The organism is Curtobacterium sp. BRD11, from assembly GCF_031844345.1.
In the GTDB taxonomy this organism is placed as follows: domain Bacteria; phylum Actinomycetota; class Actinomycetes; order Actinomycetales; family Microbacteriaceae; genus Curtobacterium.
On sequence record NZ_JAUZUZ010000001.1, the window covers coordinates 826,155 to 846,452 of the forward strand.

Genomic DNA, 20,298 nt, shown 5'->3' on the forward strand with positions numbered 1-20,298 from the left:
GCCGTGACCGAACCAGCCGCGCCGCGCGCCGTCCGCCGGCGGAGCAGCACCCGGGCGACGCTCATCGCGGCCGCGGAGGCGATCTTCCAGGAGACCGGGTCGACCTCGGTCAGCGTCGAGGCGGTCGTCGCCCGCGCCGGGTTCACGCGCGGGGCGTTCTACTCGAACTTCCGGACGGTCGACGAGCTGTTCTTCGCGGTCTACGAGCAGCAGGCCGAAGCCGTCTTCGCCGTGCTCGAACACGAGCTCGGCGCCGCACTCGACGGGCACCCGACGGTCGACGGGGTCGTGCAGGGTGTCGTGCGCGGCCTGCCGCCCGAGGACCGCTGGTACGCAATTCGCTCGGTGCTCACCACGCGCGCCCGGCACGACCCCGAGGTGAACGCCCTGCTCCGCGCGCACACCGACCGGTTCCACGCGACGCTCCAGCCACTCCTCGTCGCAGCGCTGGAGCGGGCCGGCCGGATCCCCACCGTCGACCCGGCGCTCTACACGCGCGCGGTGGTCGCGGCCCACGTCGGGGCGGTCAGCCAGAGCGTGCTGTTCGACGGGACGGACGCGGTGCGGGTCGCGGCGGTCGAGGGGTGCATCCTCGGGCTCACGCGCCCGGCCTGAGCGCCGTCCCGGCCGTGGGACGATTGCCGGATGACCGCCACGCTCGTCGCCAAGGACCTCGCCGGCGGGTACGCCGCCCGCACGCTCTTCGAGGGCCTCGACCTCACCGTCGCCCCGGGTGACGTGATCGGCCTGGTCGGTGTGAACGGGGCGGGCAAGTCCACGCTCCTCCGCCTCCTCGCCGGCGTCGACGAGCCCCTCGCCGGGACGGTGTCGACGAACCCGCCGGACGCCTTCATCGGCTGGCTCCCCCAGGAGCACGAGCGCATCACCGGAGAGTCGGTCGCGGCGTACGTCGCCCGGCGCACGGGCTGCGCCGACGCCACGACGGACATGGACCGTGCTGCCGAGGCCCTGGGCGACCCGGACGGCGGCGACGCAGCGGCCGACCGGTACTCCACCGCGCTGGAACGCTGGCTGGCGTCCGGCGCCGCCGACCTCGAGGAGCGGCTGCCCGTCGTGCTCGCCGAGCTCGGGCTGGAGGCGACCCCGGACGGCTCCGGCGTCGGCCCGGACTCGCTGATGACCGCGCTGTCCGGCGGACAGGCCGCCCGGGTCGGCCTGGCCGCCCTGCTGCTCTCCCGCTTCGACGTCGTGCTGCTCGACGAGCCGACGAACGACCTCGACCTGGACGGGCTCGACCGACTCGAGCAGTTCGTCCGGGGGCTGCGCGGCGGTGCCGTCATGGTCAGCCACGACCGCGAGTTCCTCGCCCGATCGGTGACCGCCGTGCTCGAGCTCGACCTGGCGCAGTCGTCGCACCGGCTGTTCGGCGGCGGCTACGAGGCGTACCTCGAGGAACGCGAGATCGCCCGGCAGCACAAGCGCGACGCGTACGACGAGTACGCCGCGACGAAGGCCGACCTGGTCTCACGCGCACGGACGCAGCGCGAGTGGTCGAGCCAGGGCGTGCGGAACGCGATGAAGAAGAACCCCGACAACGACAAGATCCGCCGCCGGGCGGCGAGCGAGTCGAGCGAGAAGCAGGCGCAGAAGGTCCGGCAGATGGAGTCGCGCATCGCCCGGCTCGACGAGGTCGAGGAGCCCCGCAAGGAGTGGCAGCTCGCCTTCACCATCGGCAGTGCCCCGCGGTCCTCGGCCGTCGTCGCCACGCTGTCCGACGCCGTCTACGAGCAGGGCGACTTCACCCTCGGGCCCGTGTCGCTGCAGGTCGCCGGTGGCGACCGGATCGGCATCACCGGCCCGAACGGCGCCGGCAAGTCGACCCTGCTCCGCGCCCTGCTCGGCAGGACGGCGCCGACGAGCGGTTCGGCGTCGCTGGGCTCCAGCGTCGCGATCGGCGAGGTCGACCAGGCCCGCGCGGCGTTCGCGGGCGAGCAGCCCCTCGCCGCGGCGTTCGAGGAGCTCGTCCCCGAGATGACCACCGCCGACGTCCGGACCCTGCTCGCCAAGTTCGGGCTGAAGGCGGAGCACGTCGGTCGCCCGTCCGCTGCGCTCTCACCCGGTGAGCGGACTCGTGCCGGCCTCGCGCTGCTGCAGGCCCGCGGTGTGAACGTGCTCGTGCTCGACGAGCCGACGAACCACCTCGACCTGGCTGCGATCGAACAGCTCGAGCAGGCCCTGGAGTCCTACGACGGCACCCTGCTGCTCGTCACGCACGACCGGCGGATGCTCGACACCGTCCGACTGGACCGGCGCTGGCGGGTCGAGGCGGGTCGCGTCACCGAGGTGTGACGGGACGGCGGGGAGGCCCGTGGTGGACCCGTCGAGCGTCTCCTGAGACACGCTCACGGCCGCGATCTGGTGAACTGGGTGCGGGAGGGGACACATGCGACGCAGGACCTGGGGCATCACGATCGCCGCGGTGGCGGCAGCGACGCTGGCCGCGGTGGGGATCGGCGCGGCCGTGCAGCAGCCGGGACCGGCGGCCACGACCGCCGCACGGGCGACGTCGGTGCCGACCCGGACGGCCACCCCGACGCCGACACCGAGGCCGACGCTGCCCGCGATCCCGGCTGCCGCGTCCGACGCCGAGCTCGCGGCACTCCCCCTGGCGTTCCACGACGCGGTCGTCCCGGAACTCCTCGACGGCAGCACCGTCCGACCGGACAACCAGTGGCAGATCGCCACCCCGAAGCAGCGCCTCGTCGCGCTCTACGCCGCCCCCTCGGCGGATGCGCGCCCGGTCGCCACACTCGCCTCGACGGTCTCCACGATCGAGACGCCCGCAGCGACCGCCGTCTGGGGCCGGTCGGACGGGGAGGACGGCGGCATGGTCCTCGTGTCGACCCCCGCCCGGAACCGCACGCCCGGCGACGGCGGCGACCCGACCGCGCCGAGCGCCACCTTCGCGTGGGCGCGTGCGTCGGACTTCTCGATCGCGTCGGTCGACCGGATGGTCCGCGTGGACGTCGCCGCGTCGACGGTGTCCGTCGTGCACCAGGACGACTCGGTGTCGGCGTCGGAGCCCGCCCGCCTGGGGACCCCGGACGACCCCACACCCACCGCGACCGCGACGTACGTCGAAGCCGCCTACGTCGATGCGCGCGTGACCTACACGCAGGGCAACCCGATCATCCTGACCGGGGCGCACTCGTCACGCATCCCGCAGTACGGCGGCAACGCGGCCCTCACCGCCCTGCACTACTACCCGGACCCGAACGGCAGCTCGCACGGGTGCGTCCGGATCTCCGCCGCGATGACGAAGACGCTGGCCGAGCTGCCGGTCGGGACCGCGATCTGGTTCACCTGACGTCGGTCACCGGTCGGTGGCGAGCCCCAGGCGCTCCACGACGTCGGCGCTCTCCTCGTCGGGCGAGCGCTCGGCCGACACGGTCAGGTGCGCCTCGTCCGGCTGCGGCGGCTCGAGCGTCGCGAGCTGCGAGGCGAGCAACGACGTCGGCATGAAGTGCCCGGCCCGTGCGGACATCCTCTGCTCGACGAGGGCGGGGTCGCCGGCGACGTGCACGAACACCACGCCGGGCGCCCGGAGCACGTCGCGGTAGGAGCGCTTCAGCGCCGAGCAGGTGACGACCCCGGGGGCGTCGTCGGCCAGGTGCGACCGGATCCACTCCGCGATCGTCCCGAGCCACGGCCAGCGGTCCTCGTCCGTGAGTGGGGTGCCCTCCTCCATCTTCGCGACGTTGGCGGGCGGGTGCATGTCGTCGCCCTCCGCGAACTCCCACCCGAGCCGCGCTGCGACCGTCGCGGCGAGCGTCGACTTGCCGGAGCCGGAGACCCCCATCACCACGAGGACGCGCGGCTCGGTGCCGTCGGTGCCGACCGGAGCGTCGTCGGTCGCCGCCATCAGAAGAACACCCCCGCGATGAGCACGCCGACCAGACCGATGACGGAGATGAGGCACTCGAGCACCGTCCACGTCTTGAACGTCTGCCCGACCGTGGTGCCGAGGTAGCCCTTGACGAGCCAGAAACCCGCGTCGTTGACGTGCGAGAGGAACACCGACCCGGCGCCGATCGCCAGCACGAGCAGCGAGGTCTCCGGCGTGGACAGGTCGGCTGCGATCGGTGCCATGATGCCGGCGGCGGTGACGGTCGCGACGGTGGCGGAACCGGTGGCGACGCGGACGAGGGCGGACACCACCCACGCGACGAGCAGGACCGAGATGCCGGACTCCTGCACCGCGTCGGCGATCACCCCGCCGATGCCGGTGTCGATGAGCACCTGCTTGAAGCCACCGCCCGCGCCGACGATGAGCAGCACGCCGGCGACCGGGGGCAGCGCGTCCTCGAGGGACTTCGCCACGGCGCTCCGGTCCATGCCGCCGCCGATCGCGAAGAAGACCATGGCGAAGACGGTGGCGATCCCGATGGCGATCATCGGGGTACCGAGGAAGTCGAGCAGCGACACCCAGCCGCCCGCGGCGTCGGGGGCGACCGCCTCGCGGACCGCCTGGGCGAGCATGAGCACGACCGGCAGCAGGATGCCGACGAGCGCGACGGCGAACGACGGGCTGCGCGGTTCGCTGATGACGCGGGTGAAGTCGCTCTTGCCGTTCGGCAGGGACGCGGTGTCCTTCGTGGCGGGGCCGCGACGTGCCTCCCGGCCGGCGTGCGCGGGGTCCGACGGCCCCGAGCCACCGCTGCCGGACGTGCCGGAACCGCGCGAGCCGAACATGTCCGGTGCGGGGATGTCGACCCAGCGGGCCGCGAAGCGCGCGAAGACGGGACCGGCCAGCACGATCACCGGGATCGCCAGGACGATGCCGAACGCGAGCGTCGTGCCGAGGTTCGCGCCGACCGTCGAGACCGCGACGAGCGGCCCGGGGTGCGGCGGCACGAAGGCGTGCATGGTGGAGAGGCCGACCAGGGCGGGCACCGCGATCTTCATGATCGGGACACCGCTGCGCTTCGCGACCAGCACGATGATCGGGATGAGGAGCACCAGGCCGACCTCGAAGAACATCGGGAGGCCGATCAGCGCGCCGATGAGCGCCATCGTCCACGGCAGCGCGGCCTTCGACGAGCGACGGACGAGGGTGTCGACCACGCGGTCGGCGGCCCCGGAGTCGACGAGCATCCGACCGAACATCGACCCGAGGCCGACCAGGATGCCGACGCTCGTCATCGTCGACCCGAAGCCGGTGCCGAAGCTCGTGACCGTCTTGTCGGGCGCCAGACCCGCACCGATCCCGACCCCGAGCGCGCCGATCGTCAGCGCGACGAACGGGTGCACCTTGAGCCAGGTGATCAGCACGATGATGACGACGATGCCGAGCAGCGCCGCGACGATGAGCTGACCGATCGGGCCGGACGGGTCGACGGTCTGCGTGCCGCCGCCCTCGGCGGCCAGGACCGTGAGGCCGTGCAGCGCGTCGGCCGCCGCGGTTCCTCCGGTGGGTGCGTGAGGCATCTGTGCCCCTTCCTGGAGCCGCTGCCTCGCGGCTCCGTCGCCTTCGTGTGCGTGTGCGTGTCGTACGCTCCGGACGGCCGCTCGGCGCGGCCGCCTCCGGGTGTCCGATCGGGCACCCCAATAATCTGATAAATCAGACTGTACAACGATCTGCCGCGCGGCACCCGCCGTCCGGCGCATTCTGCCGCTTCGATGGAGTCCGCGTCACAGGGACGGGACCGTCACGCGCCGTCCGTCCCGCAGAGCACGACCGGAGGAACGATGACCACCGCCCGCGGCCTCCATGCCCACGTGCTCGAGACCCTCGGCCAGCGCATCGTCGACGGGGTGCTGCCCGCCGGCACCGTCGTCCGGCCGGAGCTCGTCGCATCCGAGTCCGGCGTCTCCCGCTCCGTCGTGCGCGAGGCCCTGCGCGTCCTGCAGTCCCTCGGCCTGGTCGAGCCCCGGCAGCGGGTCGGCACGCAGGTGCTCCCCGTGTCGTCGTGGGAGCTCCTGGCGCCGACCGTCATCCGGTGGCGCGGCGCCTCGCCCGCGTACTTCGTGCAGCAGCGGGAGCTGCTCGAGCTCCGTCTCGGGGTCGAACCCGTCGCAGCGGCCCTCGTCGCGGGGAACGCCGGAGCGTCCGACGACACCGGGCTGACCGGCGACACCGGCTCGCCCGGTCAGGCGCTCCTGCTCGCGGCGCGGGACATGCTCGACGCCTGGGGTCGGGAGGACAGTCGCGCCTACCTCGAGGCCGACGTCCGCTTCCACCGCGCACTCCTGACCGGGTCGGGCAACGCCGTGTTCACGCACTTCGCCGGCACCGTCGAGGCACTCCTGCGGACCCGGACGTCGGAGTCGCGGGACACCATCTCCCGCTGGACCCGCGACGCCGCGGTCCGTCACGAGGCGGTGGCGCTCGCCGTCGTCGCCGGGGACGCCGCCGCTGCCGGCGAGGCGGCCACGGCGCTGCTGCGCGTGACCCGTGACGAGTTCATCGCCGAGGCGCCGAGCGCCTGACGCCCGGCGTACCGGGCGGAACCGGGCGTACCTGACGTACCTGGCGTACCGGGCTTACCTGGCGGAACCGGGCGTACCTGGCAGAACCGGGCGTACCTGACGTTCCCAGAGCACCAGGGACGCCCGGAACGACCAGCCATCGCACACGTCATGGGAAGGATCGGGCAGCCGGGAGGCTCGCGGCCACCCCGCCACGCGCCTCCCGCCCGGCGCCGCCCGACACCGAAGGGCCCGCACCCGTGCAGGAGGCCGCAGGATGCTCGAGACGCCGCACGGATGGCGAGACGCCGCGATCCGGGCGGCGTCTCGCGCACGTCGAGGGCGCTCCGCGCCGACGCCGGCGTCTCGCGCACGTCGGACACCGCTTCGACGGCGCAGCCTCGGACCGCTCGCGTCAGCGCCCGGCGCGCGCGAACAACCGCGGGCCGCGCAGGCGCAGCCGCATCGTGACGGTGCCGAGCCAGCGGTCGTACTTGTAGCCGACCTTGCCCATGCGGCCGACCTCCTCGAAGCCGAGTCGCTCGTGCAGCCGGATCGAGGCCTCGGCCTGCCGGTCGGCGATCACGGCGATGACCTCGCGGACGCCGGCGGCACGGCACTCCGCGAGCAGCGCCTCCATGAGGGCCCGTCCGAGACCCTTCCCGCCCGACGCGGCACCGAGGTAGATCGAGTCCTCGACCACGTGGTTCGACCGGTCGCGGGGGTTCCAGGGGTCGACCAGGGCGTAGCCGAGGATCTGCCCCGAGGGGTTCTCGGCGACGAGGAACGGCAGCCCGCGCCGGCGCACCTCGTCGTAGCGCTGCTTCCAGCGGGCGAAGGTGAACGCCGACGGGTCGAAGGTCACCGACGAGTTCCGGACGTAGTGCGTGTGGATCTCGCGCACGTCCGGCAGGTCCCGCGGGTCGGCGGCCCGGATCGTGTACGAGAACGTCGCCTCGGCGGGCACGGGCGCACGCAGGTGTCGCGGCAGGACACGACGGCGCTGGTATTCCTCCTCGAGCACGGTCCGAGCCTACGGGCTGCGATGCGCCCGGGTCCATCGCACCACGGGGGGGGTCAGGCGGGGAGCGTCCAGTCGACCGGGTCGGCGCCCTGCTCGCGGAGCAGCGCGTCGACCTGCGAGAACGGCCGGCTGCCGAAGAACCCGCGGGAGGCGCTGAGCGGGGACGGGTGCGCCGACGCCACGACCGGGGTGTCGCCGAGCAACGGGCGGACCGACGCGGCCTGGGCGCCCCACAGGACGGCGACGAGGGGCTTCCCCCGCGCGACGAGCGCACGGACGGCCTGGTCGGTGACGGCCTCCCAGCCCTTGCCGCGGTGGCTGCCGGCGGCACCGGCCTCGACGGTCAGCACCCGGTTGAGCAGGAGCACGCCCTGCTCCGACCACGCCCGCAGGTCGCCGTGCGGCGGGGGCGTCACCCCGAGGTCGTCGTGCAGCTCGCGGTAGATGTTCGCCAGGCTGCGCGGGACCGGTCGCACGTGCGGGTCGACGGCGAAGGACAGCCCGATCGGGTGTCCGGGTGTCGGGTAGGGGTCCTGGCCGACGACGAGCACCTTCACGTCGTCGAACGGCTGCGTGAAGGCACGCAGCACGACGTCACCGGCCGGCAGGTAGTGCCGACCCGCGGCGACCTCGTCGCGGAGCCAGTCGCCCATCCGGTGCACGTCGGCCTCGACCGGTGCGAGGGCCTCGGCCCACCCGGGGTCGACGAGGTCGCGCAGCGGGTGCGGGCGCACGGAGGTCAGGCGCCCATGGTCGCGACGGAGACGGACTCGTCGCCGGCGACCACGCGCCAGACGCTGCCCGACCCGCGGACCTCGAGCGCACCCTCGCCGACGACCAGCGCGGTGTCCTCGTCGATCGCGAGCCCGGCCGTGACGAACTCCGCCTCGGCCGCCGCGACGAGCCGGGCCAGCGTGCCGGCCTGCACGGCGTGCACGTCGATCGTCAGGTCGACCAGCCCGAGCCCCTCGCGGAGCTCGACCTCGTCGAGGCCCTCGGACGACTCCTGCGGGCAGACCTCGACGCCGCCGATGCGCCACCCGCCCACGAGCGCCCGGTCTGCGGCGACCATCGCGCCGGCGGAGTAGCCGAGGTACGGCAGCCCGTCGGAGACGAGGAGCCGGATCTGGTCGACGAGGGGCTGGATCGCGTCGAGGTACGCCGGGGTGACCCCGCCGCCGATCACGAGCGCGTCCACGTCGCTCAGCACCGTCGTGGCGAAGACCTCGCCCGCGGCGACCTCGGTCACCAGGACCTCGGCCTGTCGGGCGCCACCGAGGACCTCGGCGATGTCGGCGGTCGACGACGGGGCGGCACCGGACGGGCCGGTCACGGAGAGCAGGGCGATCCGGGGCACGCTCCGGCCGACCGCGGCGGAACGCGCGGCGGCCTCGGCCAGGAACGGGGCGGCGACGTCGGCCGCGACGAGGGGACCCCCGCCGACGAGGTGGATGCTCACGACTCGGCCGTCACCGGGGCGAGGGCGCTCCACGGGAAGGTGATCCACCCGTCGACACGACGCCACACGTGGTCGGGCTCGAGCACGGTGCCGGGCTTCGAGTACAGGCAGGCGCTCCGCACGTCGGCGCCGGCGTTCCGGATGATGTCGACCACCAGGCGCAGGGTGCGGCCGGAGTCGGAGACGTCGTCGACCACGAGGACGCGCTTGCCCGCCAGGCTCGGCGCGTCGAGGGCGGGCGAGAGGATGACCGGCTCGTCGAGACGCTGCTCGACGTCGGTGTAGAACTCGACGTTGATCGAGCCGCACTCCTTGGTGCCGAGCGCGTACGCCACGGCGCCGGCGATGATGAGCCCGCCGCGCGCGACCGCCACGACGACCTCGGGCTCGAAGCCGGACGACAGGACGTCCTTGGCGAGCAGCCGCGCCGCGTCACCGAACTCCAGCCAACCGAGCACCTCGGGCCCGCTCGTCACGGTCACGGTCGAGGGAGCCTGCGCGGCTTGCCCGGGTTCGCTGCTGATCGGCATCCGCCCACGGTACCGGCAGGGAGCCACCCGCCGCGACCCGCGCCCGGACACCGCGCGCGCCGGGTGCGTCGCACGGGCCCGCGCCCCGCGCCCGGACACCGCGCGCGCCGGGACCGGCACACGGCCCGCCAGCGCGCGTGATCGAACCGGCCCGCGCGCCCGGTGTCAGCTCCGGGGCGTCAGCGGCCCGCGGGCGAGCTTGTGCTGTGCCGACTGCGCGACCGGTCGCACCGTCACCAGGTCGAGGTTGACGTGCGCCGGCAGCTCGACCGCGTGCACGACGGCCTCGGCGACGTCCTCGGCGACGAGCGGCCCCGGCACGTCGGTGTACACCGCCTCGGCCTTCTCGCGGTCGCCCCGGAAGCGCGTCAGGGCGAACTCGTCGGTCTTGACGAGCCCGGGCGCGATCTCGACCACGCGCAGCGGCTCGCCGTTCAGCTCGAGCCGCAGGGCGCCGACCAGGGCGTGCTCGGCGAACTTGGCGGCGTTGTACCCGCCGCCGTTCTCGTAGGCCACGTGTCCCGCGGTGCTCGTCACGGTCACGATGTCCGCGACCCCGGCCGTGGCCGCACGGCGCCGGAGCTGCGGCAGCAGGGCGGCGGTGACCCGCTTCGTGCCGATGACGTTCACCTCGAACATGGCGCGCCAGTCCTCCACGTCGGACTCCTCGACGCTCGCCGAACCGAGTGCTCCGCCGGCGTTGTTCACGAGCACGTCCGCGCCGCCGGCCTCGTCCACCCGGGCGGCGAGCGCCGCGACGGCGTCGGCGTCGGTGACGTCCGTGACCAGGAACGACGCCCCGGTCTCCGCGGCGAGCGCCTCGAGCCGGTCCTGGCGACGGGCGACGGCGAGCACCTGCCAGCCGCGCTCGCGGAACAGCCGGACGGTGGCGGCACCGATGCCGGAGCTCGCCCCCGTGACGACGGCGAGCCGCTCGGTGGTGTCGGGTCGACCGGTGTCGGGACGTGCTGCCATGGCTTCCTCCAGTGGGTGTCGGCACCACCGTACCGACCCGTCGAGGTCACGATCCGGTAACGTGACCGGCCATGACGACGGACGCCGCTCCCCCCGCGCCCTCGGCTCCAGCGACGCCGCTCGAGCCGGGCCGGTCGCCGCGACGCATCCCGATGTGGGACACGGCTCGGTTCGTCGCCGTCACGCTCGTCGTGATCGGTCACGCGATCCAGCGGCAGACGGCCGGCAGCGAGCACGCCCTCGCGCTCTACACCTTCATCTACGCGTTCCACATGCCCGCGTTCGGCGTCATCAGTGGGTACTTCTCGTCGGCGGCGACCCCGACCGCAGAGCGGATGCGGCGGACCTTCACGGACATCGTGGTGCCGTACATCGTCATGCAGACGATCTGGACGGTGGTGCAGGCGATCGTCGAGGGCGGCAAGGAGTTCAACCCGACGAAGCCGACCTGGACGCTGTGGTTCCTGCTCGCGCTGGGGATCTTCCGGCTGATCCTGCCCTACCTGGCGATCCTGCGGTGGCCGCTCGTCTGGGCCGTGGTGCTCAGTGTCGGCGTCGGGTACCTCGACAACGTCGACTCGACGTTCTCCCTGGGACGCGCGATCAGCCTGCTGCCGTTCTTCCTGCTCGGGTGGCAGGTCAAGCAGTGGGGGGTGTTCGACCGCTGGTACGAGGCCCCCCGCCGGGTCGTGGTCCGTCTCCGCGCGGCCGCGGTCGTCGTCTTCGCGGTGTGGGCGGCCGCGTGCGTGCTGTTCATCCCGCAGTTCAAGGGCTTCGACCTGCACCACTGGTTCTTCTACGACGACTCGTACTCCGGGCTCGGCGAGGACGCCTGGTGGGCCGGCGGTGTCCGCCTCGGCCTGGTGCTGCTCGCCACCGTGCTGACGGCGTCGTTCCTGCTGCTCGTGCCCCGCAGGACGGTCTGGCTCACCCGGTTCGGCGCAGCGACCATGTACGTCTACCTGCTGCACACGTTCGTGCTCTACCCGATCCGCGAGTCCGGCGTCCTGGCCGGGGAGCACTCGGCGTGGCCGTACGTGCTGCTCATGGTCGCCGTGGCGTGCGCGGTGAGCCTGTTCCTCGCGCAACCGTTCGTGCGGCGCGGCATGCGCTGGCTGCTCGAGCCGAACGTCGACTGGCTGTTCCGCCGGGAGCCCGTCGAGCGCTGACCGCTCAGCGGGCGAGTGCCCGGAGCGCGACCACGACCTCGACGAGGAAGTCGTCGACCTCGTCGCAGTCGTACCCGGACTTCATCCGGGTCCGACGAAAGCGCCAGGTCGTCCACGTCGTCCTGCGAGTACCCGTTCCGGAACACCGTCGGCTGGAACTTCCTGTCCGCCACGTCCTGAGCGCGCACGACGCCCCCTCTCGTCCCGTCCGATCCTGCCAGGCGCGGGCCGACGCGTCCGGCCGGGAGGCACGGCGCACCGCACCGCGCCGCTGCCGTCCCTCGGCTGGTCGCGTCGACTCCACGGACGCGCGTCACGCACGCGCGTTACGTCGCGAGGCGGCCCCGCTGGTGCCCGCCCCGCCACCTGCGTAGCGTGACGGACGTCGCGACGACGCCCCGGGCCTCCCGGCCGTCCGCGGCGACGCCATGACGGACCGAACCCGACAGGAGCCCCGATGAGCACGAACGACGCAGCCGCCTGGCGGTTCGAGACGACGCAGGTCCACGCCGGCGCGCAGCCGGACCCGACCACCGGGGCGCGGGCCACGCCGATCTACAGGACGACGTCGTACGTGTTCGAGAACTCGGACCACGCCCGCGACCTGTTCGCGCTGGCGCAACCGGGCAACATCTACTCGCGGATCATGAACCCGACGAACGACGTCGTCGAGCAGCGCATCGCCGCGCTCGAGGGCGGTACGGGCGCGCTGCTGGTGTCGAGCGGTCAGGCGGCCGAGACGTACGCCGTGCTGAACATCGCGGGGGCCGGTGACCACATCGTCTCGTCGTCGTCGATCTACGGCGGCACGTACAACCTGTTCAAGTACACGCTCGCGAAGCTCGGCATCGAGACGACGTTCGTCGAGGACCAGGACGACCTCGAGGAGTGGCGTCGCGCCGTCCGCCCCAACACGAAGCTCTTCTTCGCCGAGACGATCGGCAACCCGCGGATCAACGTGCTCGACATCGCGGGCGTCAGCAGCGTCGCGCACGAGTCCGGCCTGCCGCTCATCGTCGACAACACGATCGCGACGCCGTTCCTCATCCGGCCGTTCGAGCACGGTGCCGACATCGTGGTGCACTCGGCGACCAAGTTCCTCGGCGGCCACGGCACCGTCATCGGCGGCGTGATCGTCGACGGCGGACGGTTCGCCTGGTCGGAGCACGCCGACCGCTTCCCGGAGTTCAACTCCCCCGACCCCTCGTACCACGGCGCGGTGTTCGCGCAGGCGGTCGGCAACGAGCTCGCCTACGTCGTGAAGGCCCGGGTGCAGCTGCTCCGCGACCTCGGCGCGTCGAACTCGGCGGACACGGCGTTCGCGCTGCTCCAGGGCATCGAGACGCTGTCGCTGCGCATGGAGCGGCACGTGGCGAACGCCCAGGAGATCGCGGAGTGGCTCGACCGGCACCCGGAGGTGGCCTCCGTGTCGTACGCCGGGCTGCCGACGTCGCCCTGGTACGCGGCGGCGAACCGGTACGCGCCGCGCGGTGTCGGTGCCGTGCTGTCGTTCGAGCTCAAGGGCGGGGTGCCGGCCGGCAAGGCGTTCGTCGACGAGCTGCGGCTGTTCTCGCACCTGGCGAACATCGGCGACGTGCGCTCCCTCGTCATCCACCCGGCGTCGACGACGCACTCGCAGCTCACGCCCGAGCAGCAGCTCACCACCGGGGTCACCCCGGGCCTGGTGCGGCTCTCGGTCGGCATCGAGAACGTCGAGGACCTCCGTGCGGACCTCGAGGCGGGGCTCGCGGCGGCGCGGGCCGTCTCGCAGGAGGGCCAGCGGGCGTAGCGCCCCGGCCCGTCCCGTCCCGGTCGCGGAGCACGCGCCGATCGTGACGTAACACGGCGGAGGTGCGGCGTGCCTCCCGGCAGACTGGACACGATGGACTGGCAGACGATCCCCGAGGACTCGGTCCCGTCCACCCTCGTGCCCGGGACCGAGCTCGGGACGCTCGGCAAGCCGCCCGTGACCGGCGCCTGGCGCCCGGGCGACCACCCCGGCTCCCGGCGGTTCGCCGCGCTCGGCGAGCAGTGGGTGCGCGGCGGACGGATCCCGTCGGTGCGGGTGGCCTACGAGACGTGGGGCGAGCTGGACGCCGCGCGCAGCAACGCGGTGCTGCTCCTGCACGCCATGACCGGCGACTCGCACGTCACCGGTCCGGCCGGACCCGGGCACCGCACGGCGGGCTGGTGGGGCGACGTCGTCGGACCGGGCCTGGCGATCGACACCGACCGGTGGTTCGTCGTCGCCCCGAACATGCTGGGCGGGTGCCAGGGCACGACCGGCCCGTCCTCGGTGGCGCCGGACGGCGTCGAGTGGGGGTCGCGCTTCCCGTTCGTGACCGTGCGCGACCAGGTCGCGGTCCAGGTGCAGCTCGCCGACGCGCTCGGCATCGACGTCTTCGCCGCCGTCGTCGGCGGCTCGATGGGCGGCATGCACGCGCTCGAGTTCGCGGTGGCGCACCCCTCCCGGGTCGCCCGGCTCGCGGTCCTGGCGTCGACCGCCCAGACCACGGCGGACCAGATCGCCGCGAACTCGCTGCAGCGTGCCGCGATCCAGACCGACCCCGCGTACGCCGGTGGAGACTACTTCGAGGCGGCGGTCGGCGAAGGACCGCACCGCGGGCTGTCGCTCGCGCGGCGGATGGCACTGATGACCTACCGCGCGCCGGACGAGCTCAACGGGCGGTTCGCGCGGTCGTGGCAGAGCGACGTCTCCCCGCTCGGCGACGACGGTCGGTTCTCGGTCGAGAGCTACCTCGACTTCCACGGCAACCGGTTCACCCGGCGGTTCGACGCCTCGTCGTACGTCGCGCTCACGCACGCGATGGACTCGCACGACGTCGGGGCCGGGCGCGGCGGGGTGACGGCGGCGCTCGCGGCGGTGACCGCCAGGACGCTGGTCGTCGGGGTGTCGAGCGACCGTCTGTTCCCGCTCGAGGACCAGCACCGGATCGCGGCGGGGATCCCCGACACGCTGGACGGGGACCGGGCCGCGGTGCTCGACAGCGAGTTCGGACACGACGGCTTCCTCATCGAGCACGAGGCGGTCGGGGCGCACCTGCGACGGCTGCTCGACTGAACGGCCCGGTACGGCCGCGGCACGGGCGCGGCGCGCCCGGCGCACCCGCGGACCGATCTGTCCACGTCCGCGTGCCGAACACCCCACAACGGGTGGGCCGCGTGGAATGATGGCGACGGGTACCCCGCCCGCGGGGTCCGGCGAACCACCGGACCCGACCGAACCGACGTCACCACCAGGACACCGATGGACTTCATCGCACAGGAACGCGACCGCTTGCTGCGGTCGACGACCCGTGTCGTCGGCATCACCTGCGCCCTGGTCTCCGTCGTCGGCATCGTCAGCTCGCTCGCGGTCCCCCTGGTCCCCCTGCTCGGCGCACTCGCCTGCATCGCGGTGCTCATCGCGGCGCTGCTCGTCTTCGGCACCAACGGGTCGGTGTGGTGGACCGCCCTCGCACTCGCCTCGGGCCTCGGGGCCCTCGCGCTCCTGCTGCTCGGTGCCGACCCCGACGTGCGGTCCGTCGTCGCCAGCGCCGTCGTGCCGCTGGCGGCCGGGTCGTTGTCCGCCCCGCTGATGGCGCAGCGCGGCGCGCCGGTCGGGCTCGCGATGACGATCGTCGCCGGAGTCGCGGCCGTGGGCGCCGTCGTCTGGGCATCGGGCGGTCCGCTCTCCGGCCCGACCGCCGGTGTGGTGCTCGGCTGGGTGCTCGTCGCCGTGGTCTCGGTGTGGATCGCGCGCAGCATCCCCCGCGTCGCCCGGCGCATCCAGAGCATCGGCACGGCGCACCGCGCGGAACGGCAGGCGAGCGAGACCGAGGCGCAGCGACGCCAGGGCGCCCGACTGCTGCACGACACCGTGCTCGCCACCCTCACGCTCCTGGCCCACTCCGGGGTCGGCGTGTCCGAGCAGGCGATGCGCGAGCAGGCCGCCGAGGACGCCAGGCTCCTCCGGCACCTGCGACTCGGCGCGACCCCGCAGCCCCAGCAGTCCGGCGACTACTCGCTCACCCGCGTCGAGGAGTCGCCGCTCGGCCAGACCCTCGAGTCCGTCAAGCAGCGCTTCGGCCGGATGGGCCTCGAGGTCAGCTGGCACGGCACCGGTCAGGTCCTGCTGCCGTCGAACGTGCTCGACGCGTTCCTGCTGGCCCTCGGCGAGTGCCTCGAGAACGTCCGGCGCCACGCCGGCGTCGGCGAGGCGCACGTCACGATCGTCCACGACCAGGAGACCGTCCGCGCGATGGTGACCGACGCCGGTGTCGGCTTCGACCTCGACGCGGTGAGCGCGGAGCGCCTCGGCTACAAGGAGAGCGTCGTCAACCGCCTCCGCGAGGTCGGTGGCGACGCCAAGCTCTTCTCCGCCCCGGGATCGGGCACCACCGTCGTCCTGGAGGCTCCCCGATGACCCGCGTCCCCGAGGACACCATCAACCGCGGGCTCCCGGGCGAGACCGTGCAGCCGGCACCGCGCACCCGTCGCGAAGCGCGCGAGCGCTACCGGGGCAGCGAGCGACGGCAGGCCCGCGGGCTCCCCTCGACCTCGACGGGTGCCCGTTCGCTCCGGCAGGCCGCCAAGCCCGGTGCGTCGCTCGGAGCCGGCTACCTCGGCCTCGGCGCCGCGGTCCTCACCGCGATCGAGGCCGTCGCCGGCATCGTCTTCTTCCTGGTCCGGCTGCCGGACTACGCGAACCCGTGGCTGCCCGCCGGCGCCTGGGCGCTGTACCTGGTCGCGGCGATCGGCGTCGGCCTCAGCCTGATGACCTACGGCGAGCGGCTCACCGGCACCGCGTTCGCGCTGATCTGCGCCGTCCTGGCGTGCGTCGTGACACTCGACTTCGTCGGGATCCTCCCCGAGCACGACATCGCGCACACCGCCAGCGCCTCGGTCGCCGCCGGCTTCGCCCTGCTCCCGGTGGCGACGCTCCGGCCCGCGCGCGAGGTCGCCGCCGCCATCGCGGTGCTCGGTCTCGGGTTCGCCGTGATGGCGGCCGTGTCGACGCCGATCACCCCGGCGACCCTGCCGGGCATCGTCTCGCTGCTGGCGCTCGTGGTGGTCCCGCCGTCGATCGCACTGTTCGTGGTGCACCGCTTCCGCCAGCTCGTGCAGCGCGAGCTGGACCGGGTGCTCGTGCAGAGCAACGTCCAGGCGCCGCAGTTCGCCGTCGGGATGCTCGCGTCGGACGAGCTCGCCCGGCTCGACCTGGCCGCCGAGAAGCTCCTCGACGCCGTCGCGAACGGCTCGGACCCGCTGCCGCTCTCGGACGCCTCGGCCTCCGTCGCCGCGTCGCTGGCGACGGAGCTGCGCCTGCACCTCATCGAGGGACGCCGCGAGACGTGGCTGTACCACGCGATCACGGAGTCCGACCACCTCGGGCGCGCCGTCAGCGTGGCCGATCCGCAGTCCCTCGCCGGGCACCTCGGCCCCGCCCAGCGGGACGGCCTGCTGCAGGCCCTGTGGCAGATGGTCGGTGACGGTCGCCCCGCACAGCCGGGTGCCCCCGTCGTCTCGGTCACGCTCGGTCCGATCGGCTCCGACGGGCACCCGGTGTCCGACGAGCGCATGGACGTCCCGATCGTGTTCGAGTCGCGCGGGACCCCGCGCCGACGCCTCGGCCCGACCGCGTGGAGCGCCCTGCAGCGCATCGGCCCGTACACCGAGTCGTTCCGCGACGGCGTGCTCCGCGTCGTCTCGCACTGCGTCGTCGATCGACACCCGTCGATGTAGACGGGCGCGAACTGCCGGACACCCGGCCGACATCCCCAGCCCGGACGGTCCCGACACCTAGGATCGGCGTGCACCGCCTTCGAGAAAGGACGCCTGATGGCGACTCCAGAGCAACCGATCCGACTCGCACTGGTCGACGACCACCGGATGCTGCTCGGCGCGCTCACGGAGTGGATCCGCAGCGCCGCCGACGACATCACGCTCGTCGCCGCCGTCACGACCTGGCCGGAGCTCCTGACGAGCCCGGCGTTCCCGGTCGACGTGGTGCTGCTCGACCTCGACCTCAAGGACTCGATCCCGGTCTCGCTGAAGATCTCGACGCTCAAGACCGCCGGCGTGAAGACCGTCGTGATGAGCACGTACTCGGAGCCGAACGTCGTCCGCGAGGCCCTCGGCTCCGGCGCTCTCGGCTACCTCGTGAAGAGCGAGGACGCCGACATGATCGTCGAGGCGATCCGTGCCGCGCAGCGCGGCGAGCAGTACGTCTCCGCCGAGCTCGACCTGGCGATCAACAGCGGCGACGTCGGCGGCGTGCCGAAGCTCAGCGCGCAGGAGCGCCGCGTGATGGCGCTGTACGGCGGTGGCGAGCCCGTCAAGAGCGTCGCCTACCAGCTCGGCATCTCCGAGGAGACCGCGAAGAGCTACCTCAAGCGCATCCGCGAGAAGTACCGCGTCGCGGGCTTCGACGTCGGCACGAAGGTCGCGCTGCGGAAGCGCGCGATCACCGACGGCATCATCGTGCAGGACGGCAGCCCGGTCGGGCTGTAGCCGCTCCACACGACGGACGGGAGGCCCGTGGCGACATCGCCACGGGCCTCCCGTCCGTCATGGGGGTGCGTCGGCTCCGGTCAGACCGTCGGCACCGGCGCGGTGATCGGCCCGGTCGACGGCGACGACGACCGCAGGGCGGAGCGGCGGTCCGTCCGCCGTTCGACGCCGTAGCTGACCATCGTCACGAGCAGACCGAGCAGCGCGAGGACGATACCGAGCCACGCGGGGGCCAGGAACCCGAACCCGGCTGCGATGACCGCTCCACCGAGCGCCGCGCCGAGCGAGTTGCCGATGTTGAACGCCGAGTGGTTCAGCGCTGCCGCGATGGTCCGCGCGTCGCCGGCGACGTCCATCAGGCGAGACTGCACCGCCGGCGGGATCGCCGACGAGGTCGCTCCGAGCAGGAACGCGCCGAGGAACACCCCCCAGACCCACTGGGCGGTGAAGACGGTCACGAGCAGGGCGCCGATGAGCGCGAGCATCCCGATGTAGATCGTCCGCTTGACGCTGTGGTCCGCCAGGTGCCCACCGAGGACCCCGCCGACGACCATGCCGAGGCCGACCACGACGAGCACGAGCGGCACCGCGGACTCGGGCAGCCCGGTGACGTTCTGCACGAGCGGCGAGATGTACGAGTAGACGGCGAAGAACCCGCCGAAGCCCACCGCACCGAGCCCCATCACGATCCAGAGCTGCGGCGACCGGAAGGCCCGGAGCTCCCGTCCGACGGTCGCGTGCTCGTCGGCGGCGCTCCGCGGGACGAAGGCCGCGACGGCGAGGAACGTCAGGGCGAAGAGCAGCGAGACGACGCCGTACGCGATGCGCCAGCCGGCGTTCTGCCCGATCCAGGTGATGGCGGGCACGCCGACGACGTTCGCGATCGACAGGCCGAGCATCACCATCGCGATGCCCTTGCCGCGCTTGCCCGGCCCCATGATCTCGCCCGCGACGATCGACGCGATGCCGAAGTACGCACCGTGCGGCAGACCGGCGACGAAGCGTGCGACGAGCACGAGCCCGAAGTTCGGCAGGACCGCACTCGCGACCGTGGCGACCACGAAACCGACGAGGAGCACGAGGATCAGGCCCTTGCGCGGGAACGTGGCGGAGATCGCCGCGATCGTCGGCGCACCCACCACGACCCCCAGCGCGTAGGCGCTGACGAGCCAGCCGGCGTGCGCGACCCCGGCGGCGGGGTCGGCCGCGTACTGCGCGGGGAGCAGGGCTTCGGCGATGTTCGGCAGCAGGCCCATCGCGACGAACTCGGTCGACCCGATGGCGAAGCCACCGAGGGCGAGGGCGATGAGGGCGAACGCGCGCTGCGTCGGCGTGGTGAGCGTCATGCGGCCTGTCTGGATCTGGGGGGAACGGGGGCGGGAGGACGGAGCCGGATCCCGGCTCGCTCGCCGGGACATCGACCGGATCGCCACGCCGCACGGCATGCACACGGTCCCGTTCCCGCCGGCACGCGCACGACGGCGGTACGGCGATCAGACGGCGACGGGGTCGGTCCGTGTTCGGCGTCGAACGGTCCGAGCACACGTGCAGCGGCCCGGTCCCAGCAGTGTAGACCGCTCCAAACAGCCGACGGAAGACGACGGGCCGAATCGATTCGACATCAGCCGGACGCGCGAGTGTGGAGCAAGACCGGCTCCCGCCGGACGAGCCGGCGAGACATGCGCCGTCGGTGCTCGACGGACCTCAGGCCGCGCGGCGCTCCTCGCGCGCCCCGGCCGACGCCAGCTCGGGCAGCTCGTCGCGGTGCACCCACCCGGACCCGCACTCGGTGCAGCTCGCCCAGGCGTCGCCGGTCTGCTCGTCACCGTCGATGACGACCGTCTGCAGGTCGCAGTCGGGGCACCAGCCGTCGTGCATCATCACGCGCTCCTCGTCGTCGTCCGGGTCGTCCCGAGCCACCGGTGCGGCTCGATGGAGACCATGAGACACCCGACCACCGACACCGCGGGGAGGCGATCGGCGTGTCCTGCACCTCCCAGCTGGCGTAGCATCGGGCCATGGGGTGGTGGATCGTGACCGGAGTCGTCCTGCTCGTCGCGGTGGGCCTGTGGCTGTGGATGCACCACCTGACGGACCTCGGCGCACGCTCGCGGCAGTACGACGGCAGTGACCCCGAGATCGCCGAGGCGCTCCGCCAGGCCGAGCGCGACAGCAACACCGGCCGCATGTACTTCTGAC

General features: G+C 73.1%; 21 protein-coding genes. 11 read left to right on the forward strand and 10 right to left on the reverse strand.

Annotated features, from left to right (window positions below; genetic code table 11):
- The first annotated feature begins 3 nt into the window (after positions 1-3).
- The 3 genes from Q9R28_RS03755 to Q9R28_RS03765 all read left to right on the forward strand — a co-directional run bounded on the left by Q9R28_RS03755 (position 4) and on the right by Q9R28_RS03765 (position 3,328).
- Positions 4-615 (forward strand): TetR/AcrR family transcriptional regulator, encoded by a 612-nt coding sequence (locus tag Q9R28_RS03755; protein WP_311205498.1) that lies wholly within the window; start codon positions 4-6, stop codon positions 613-615.
- A gap of 30 nt (positions 616-645) precedes the next feature.
- Positions 646-2,310 carry an ABC-F family ATP-binding cassette domain-containing protein gene (locus tag Q9R28_RS03760; protein WP_311205499.1) on the forward strand — a complete coding sequence of 555 codons (1,665 nt, stop codon included), beginning with the start codon at positions 646-648 and terminating at the stop codon, positions 2,308-2,310.
- A 94-nt stretch (positions 2,311-2,404) separates the two neighbouring features.
- Entirely contained in the window at positions 2,405-3,328 is a 924-nt protein-coding gene (locus tag Q9R28_RS03765) for a L,D-transpeptidase (protein ID WP_251155080.1), read from the forward strand.
- A gap of 6 nt (positions 3,329-3,334) precedes the next feature.
- On the opposite strand, the gene Q9R28_RS03770 is transcribed toward Q9R28_RS03765, so the two are convergent.
- Both Q9R28_RS03770 and Q9R28_RS03775 read right to left on the reverse strand, forming a co-directional pair.
- Complete coding sequence (locus Q9R28_RS03770) at positions 3,335-3,883, reverse strand: gluconokinase (RefSeq protein ID WP_311205500.1); 549 nt, start codon at positions 3,881-3,883, stop codon at positions 3,335-3,337.
- The gene (locus Q9R28_RS03775) at positions 3,883-5,448 is read right to left on the reverse strand and encodes an SLC13 family permease (RefSeq protein ID WP_311205501.1); all 1,566 of its coding nucleotides are present in this window, start codon (positions 5,446-5,448) and stop codon (positions 3,883-3,885) included. The genes Q9R28_RS03770 and Q9R28_RS03775 overlap by 1 nt, the downstream gene beginning before the upstream one ends.
- Before the next feature lie 261 nt (positions 5,449-5,709).
- Between Q9R28_RS03775 and Q9R28_RS03780 the strand changes: the two genes are divergently transcribed.
- Positions 5,710-6,450, forward strand: a complete 741-nt coding sequence (locus Q9R28_RS03780) for a FadR/GntR family transcriptional regulator (protein ID WP_209682313.1) — start codon at positions 5,710-5,712, stop codon at positions 6,448-6,450.
- 394 nt (positions 6,451-6,844) lie between these two features.
- Here Q9R28_RS03780 and Q9R28_RS03785 read toward each other — a convergent pair whose 3' ends face one another.
- From Q9R28_RS03785 to Q9R28_RS03805, 5 genes are all read right to left on the reverse strand, one after another.
- Positions 6,845-7,453: a GNAT family N-acetyltransferase gene (locus tag Q9R28_RS03785; RefSeq protein ID WP_066654705.1), complete on the reverse strand. Its 609-nt coding sequence runs from the start codon at positions 7,451-7,453 to the stop codon at positions 6,845-6,847.
- A gap of 53 nt (positions 7,454-7,506) precedes the next feature.
- Positions 7,507-8,187, reverse strand: coding sequence for a uracil-DNA glycosylase (locus tag Q9R28_RS03790; RefSeq protein ID WP_081984910.1), 681 nt, complete (start codon positions 8,185-8,187; stop codon positions 7,507-7,509).
- 5 nt (positions 8,188-8,192) lie between these two features.
- Complete coding sequence (locus Q9R28_RS03795; protein WP_311205502.1) at positions 8,193-8,912, reverse strand: Type 1 glutamine amidotransferase-like domain-containing protein; 720 nt, start codon at positions 8,910-8,912, stop codon at positions 8,193-8,195.
- Complete coding sequence (locus Q9R28_RS03800; RefSeq protein ID WP_235426338.1) at positions 8,909-9,442, reverse strand: phosphoribosyltransferase; 534 nt, start codon at positions 9,440-9,442, stop codon at positions 8,909-8,911. The genes Q9R28_RS03795 and Q9R28_RS03800 overlap by 4 nt, the downstream gene beginning before the upstream one ends.
- A 165-nt stretch (positions 9,443-9,607) precedes the next feature.
- Positions 9,608-10,417, reverse strand: coding sequence for an SDR family oxidoreductase (locus Q9R28_RS03805; protein WP_251155085.1), 810 nt, complete (start codon positions 10,415-10,417; stop codon positions 9,608-9,610).
- A 71-nt stretch (positions 10,418-10,488) separates the two neighbouring features.
- Between Q9R28_RS03805 and Q9R28_RS03810 the strand changes: the two genes are divergently transcribed.
- Entirely contained in the window at positions 10,489-11,586 is a 1,098-nt protein-coding gene (locus Q9R28_RS03810) for an acyltransferase family protein (RefSeq protein ID WP_271826027.1), read from the forward strand.
- A gap of 4 nt (positions 11,587-11,590) precedes the next feature.
- Here Q9R28_RS03810 and Q9R28_RS03815 read toward each other — a convergent pair whose 3' ends face one another.
- Positions 11,591-11,671: a DivIVA domain-containing protein gene (locus tag Q9R28_RS03815; RefSeq protein WP_251155150.1), complete on the reverse strand. Its 81-nt coding sequence runs from the start codon at positions 11,669-11,671 to the stop codon at positions 11,591-11,593.
- 372 nt (positions 11,672-12,043) lie between these two features.
- Between Q9R28_RS03815 and Q9R28_RS03820 the strand changes: the two genes are divergently transcribed.
- The 5 genes from Q9R28_RS03820 to Q9R28_RS03840 all read left to right on the forward strand — a co-directional run bounded on the left by Q9R28_RS03820 (position 12,044) and on the right by Q9R28_RS03840 (position 18,099).
- Entirely contained in the window at positions 12,044-13,375 is a 1,332-nt protein-coding gene (locus tag Q9R28_RS03820) for a bifunctional o-acetylhomoserine/o-acetylserine sulfhydrylase (protein ID WP_066654715.1), read from the forward strand.
- 93 nt (positions 13,376-13,468) lie between these two features.
- Positions 13,469-14,668, forward strand: a complete 1,200-nt coding sequence (locus Q9R28_RS03825) for a homoserine O-acetyltransferase (RefSeq protein ID WP_271826028.1) — start codon at positions 13,469-13,471, stop codon at positions 14,666-14,668.
- Positions 14,669-14,854: 186 nt separating this feature from the next.
- On the forward strand, positions 14,855-16,012 hold the full coding sequence (locus Q9R28_RS03830) for a sensor histidine kinase (RefSeq protein WP_066654721.1): 1,158 nt from the start codon (positions 14,855-14,857) through the stop codon (positions 16,010-16,012).
- The gene (locus Q9R28_RS03835) at positions 16,009-17,331 is read left to right on the forward strand and encodes a hypothetical protein (protein ID WP_066654722.1); all 1,323 of its coding nucleotides are present in this window, start codon (positions 16,009-16,011) and stop codon (positions 17,329-17,331) included. Before Q9R28_RS03830 ends, Q9R28_RS03835 begins: the two co-directional genes overlap by 4 nt.
- Before the next feature lie 96 nt (positions 17,332-17,427).
- Positions 17,428-18,099 (forward strand): response regulator transcription factor, encoded by a 672-nt coding sequence (locus Q9R28_RS03840; protein ID WP_066654724.1) that lies wholly within the window; start codon positions 17,428-17,430, stop codon positions 18,097-18,099.
- Between the two features lie 80 nt (positions 18,100-18,179).
- On the opposite strand, the gene Q9R28_RS03845 is transcribed toward Q9R28_RS03840, so the two are convergent.
- Positions 18,180-19,445 carry an MFS transporter gene (locus tag Q9R28_RS03845; RefSeq protein ID WP_066654725.1) on the reverse strand — a complete coding sequence of 422 codons (1,266 nt, stop codon included), beginning with the start codon at positions 19,443-19,445 and terminating at the stop codon, positions 18,180-18,182.
- 358 nt (positions 19,446-19,803) lie between these two features.
- On the reverse strand, positions 19,804-20,019 hold the full coding sequence (locus tag Q9R28_RS03850; protein WP_066654728.1) for a hypothetical protein: 216 nt from the start codon (positions 20,017-20,019) through the stop codon (positions 19,804-19,806).
- Between the two features lie 98 nt (positions 20,020-20,117).
- Here Q9R28_RS03850 and Q9R28_RS03855 point away from each other — a divergent pair, with 98 nt between their 5' ends.
- Entirely contained in the window at positions 20,118-20,297 is a 180-nt protein-coding gene (locus Q9R28_RS03855; RefSeq protein WP_066654730.1) for a hypothetical protein, read from the forward strand.
- Position 20,298: the final 1 nt, after the last annotated feature.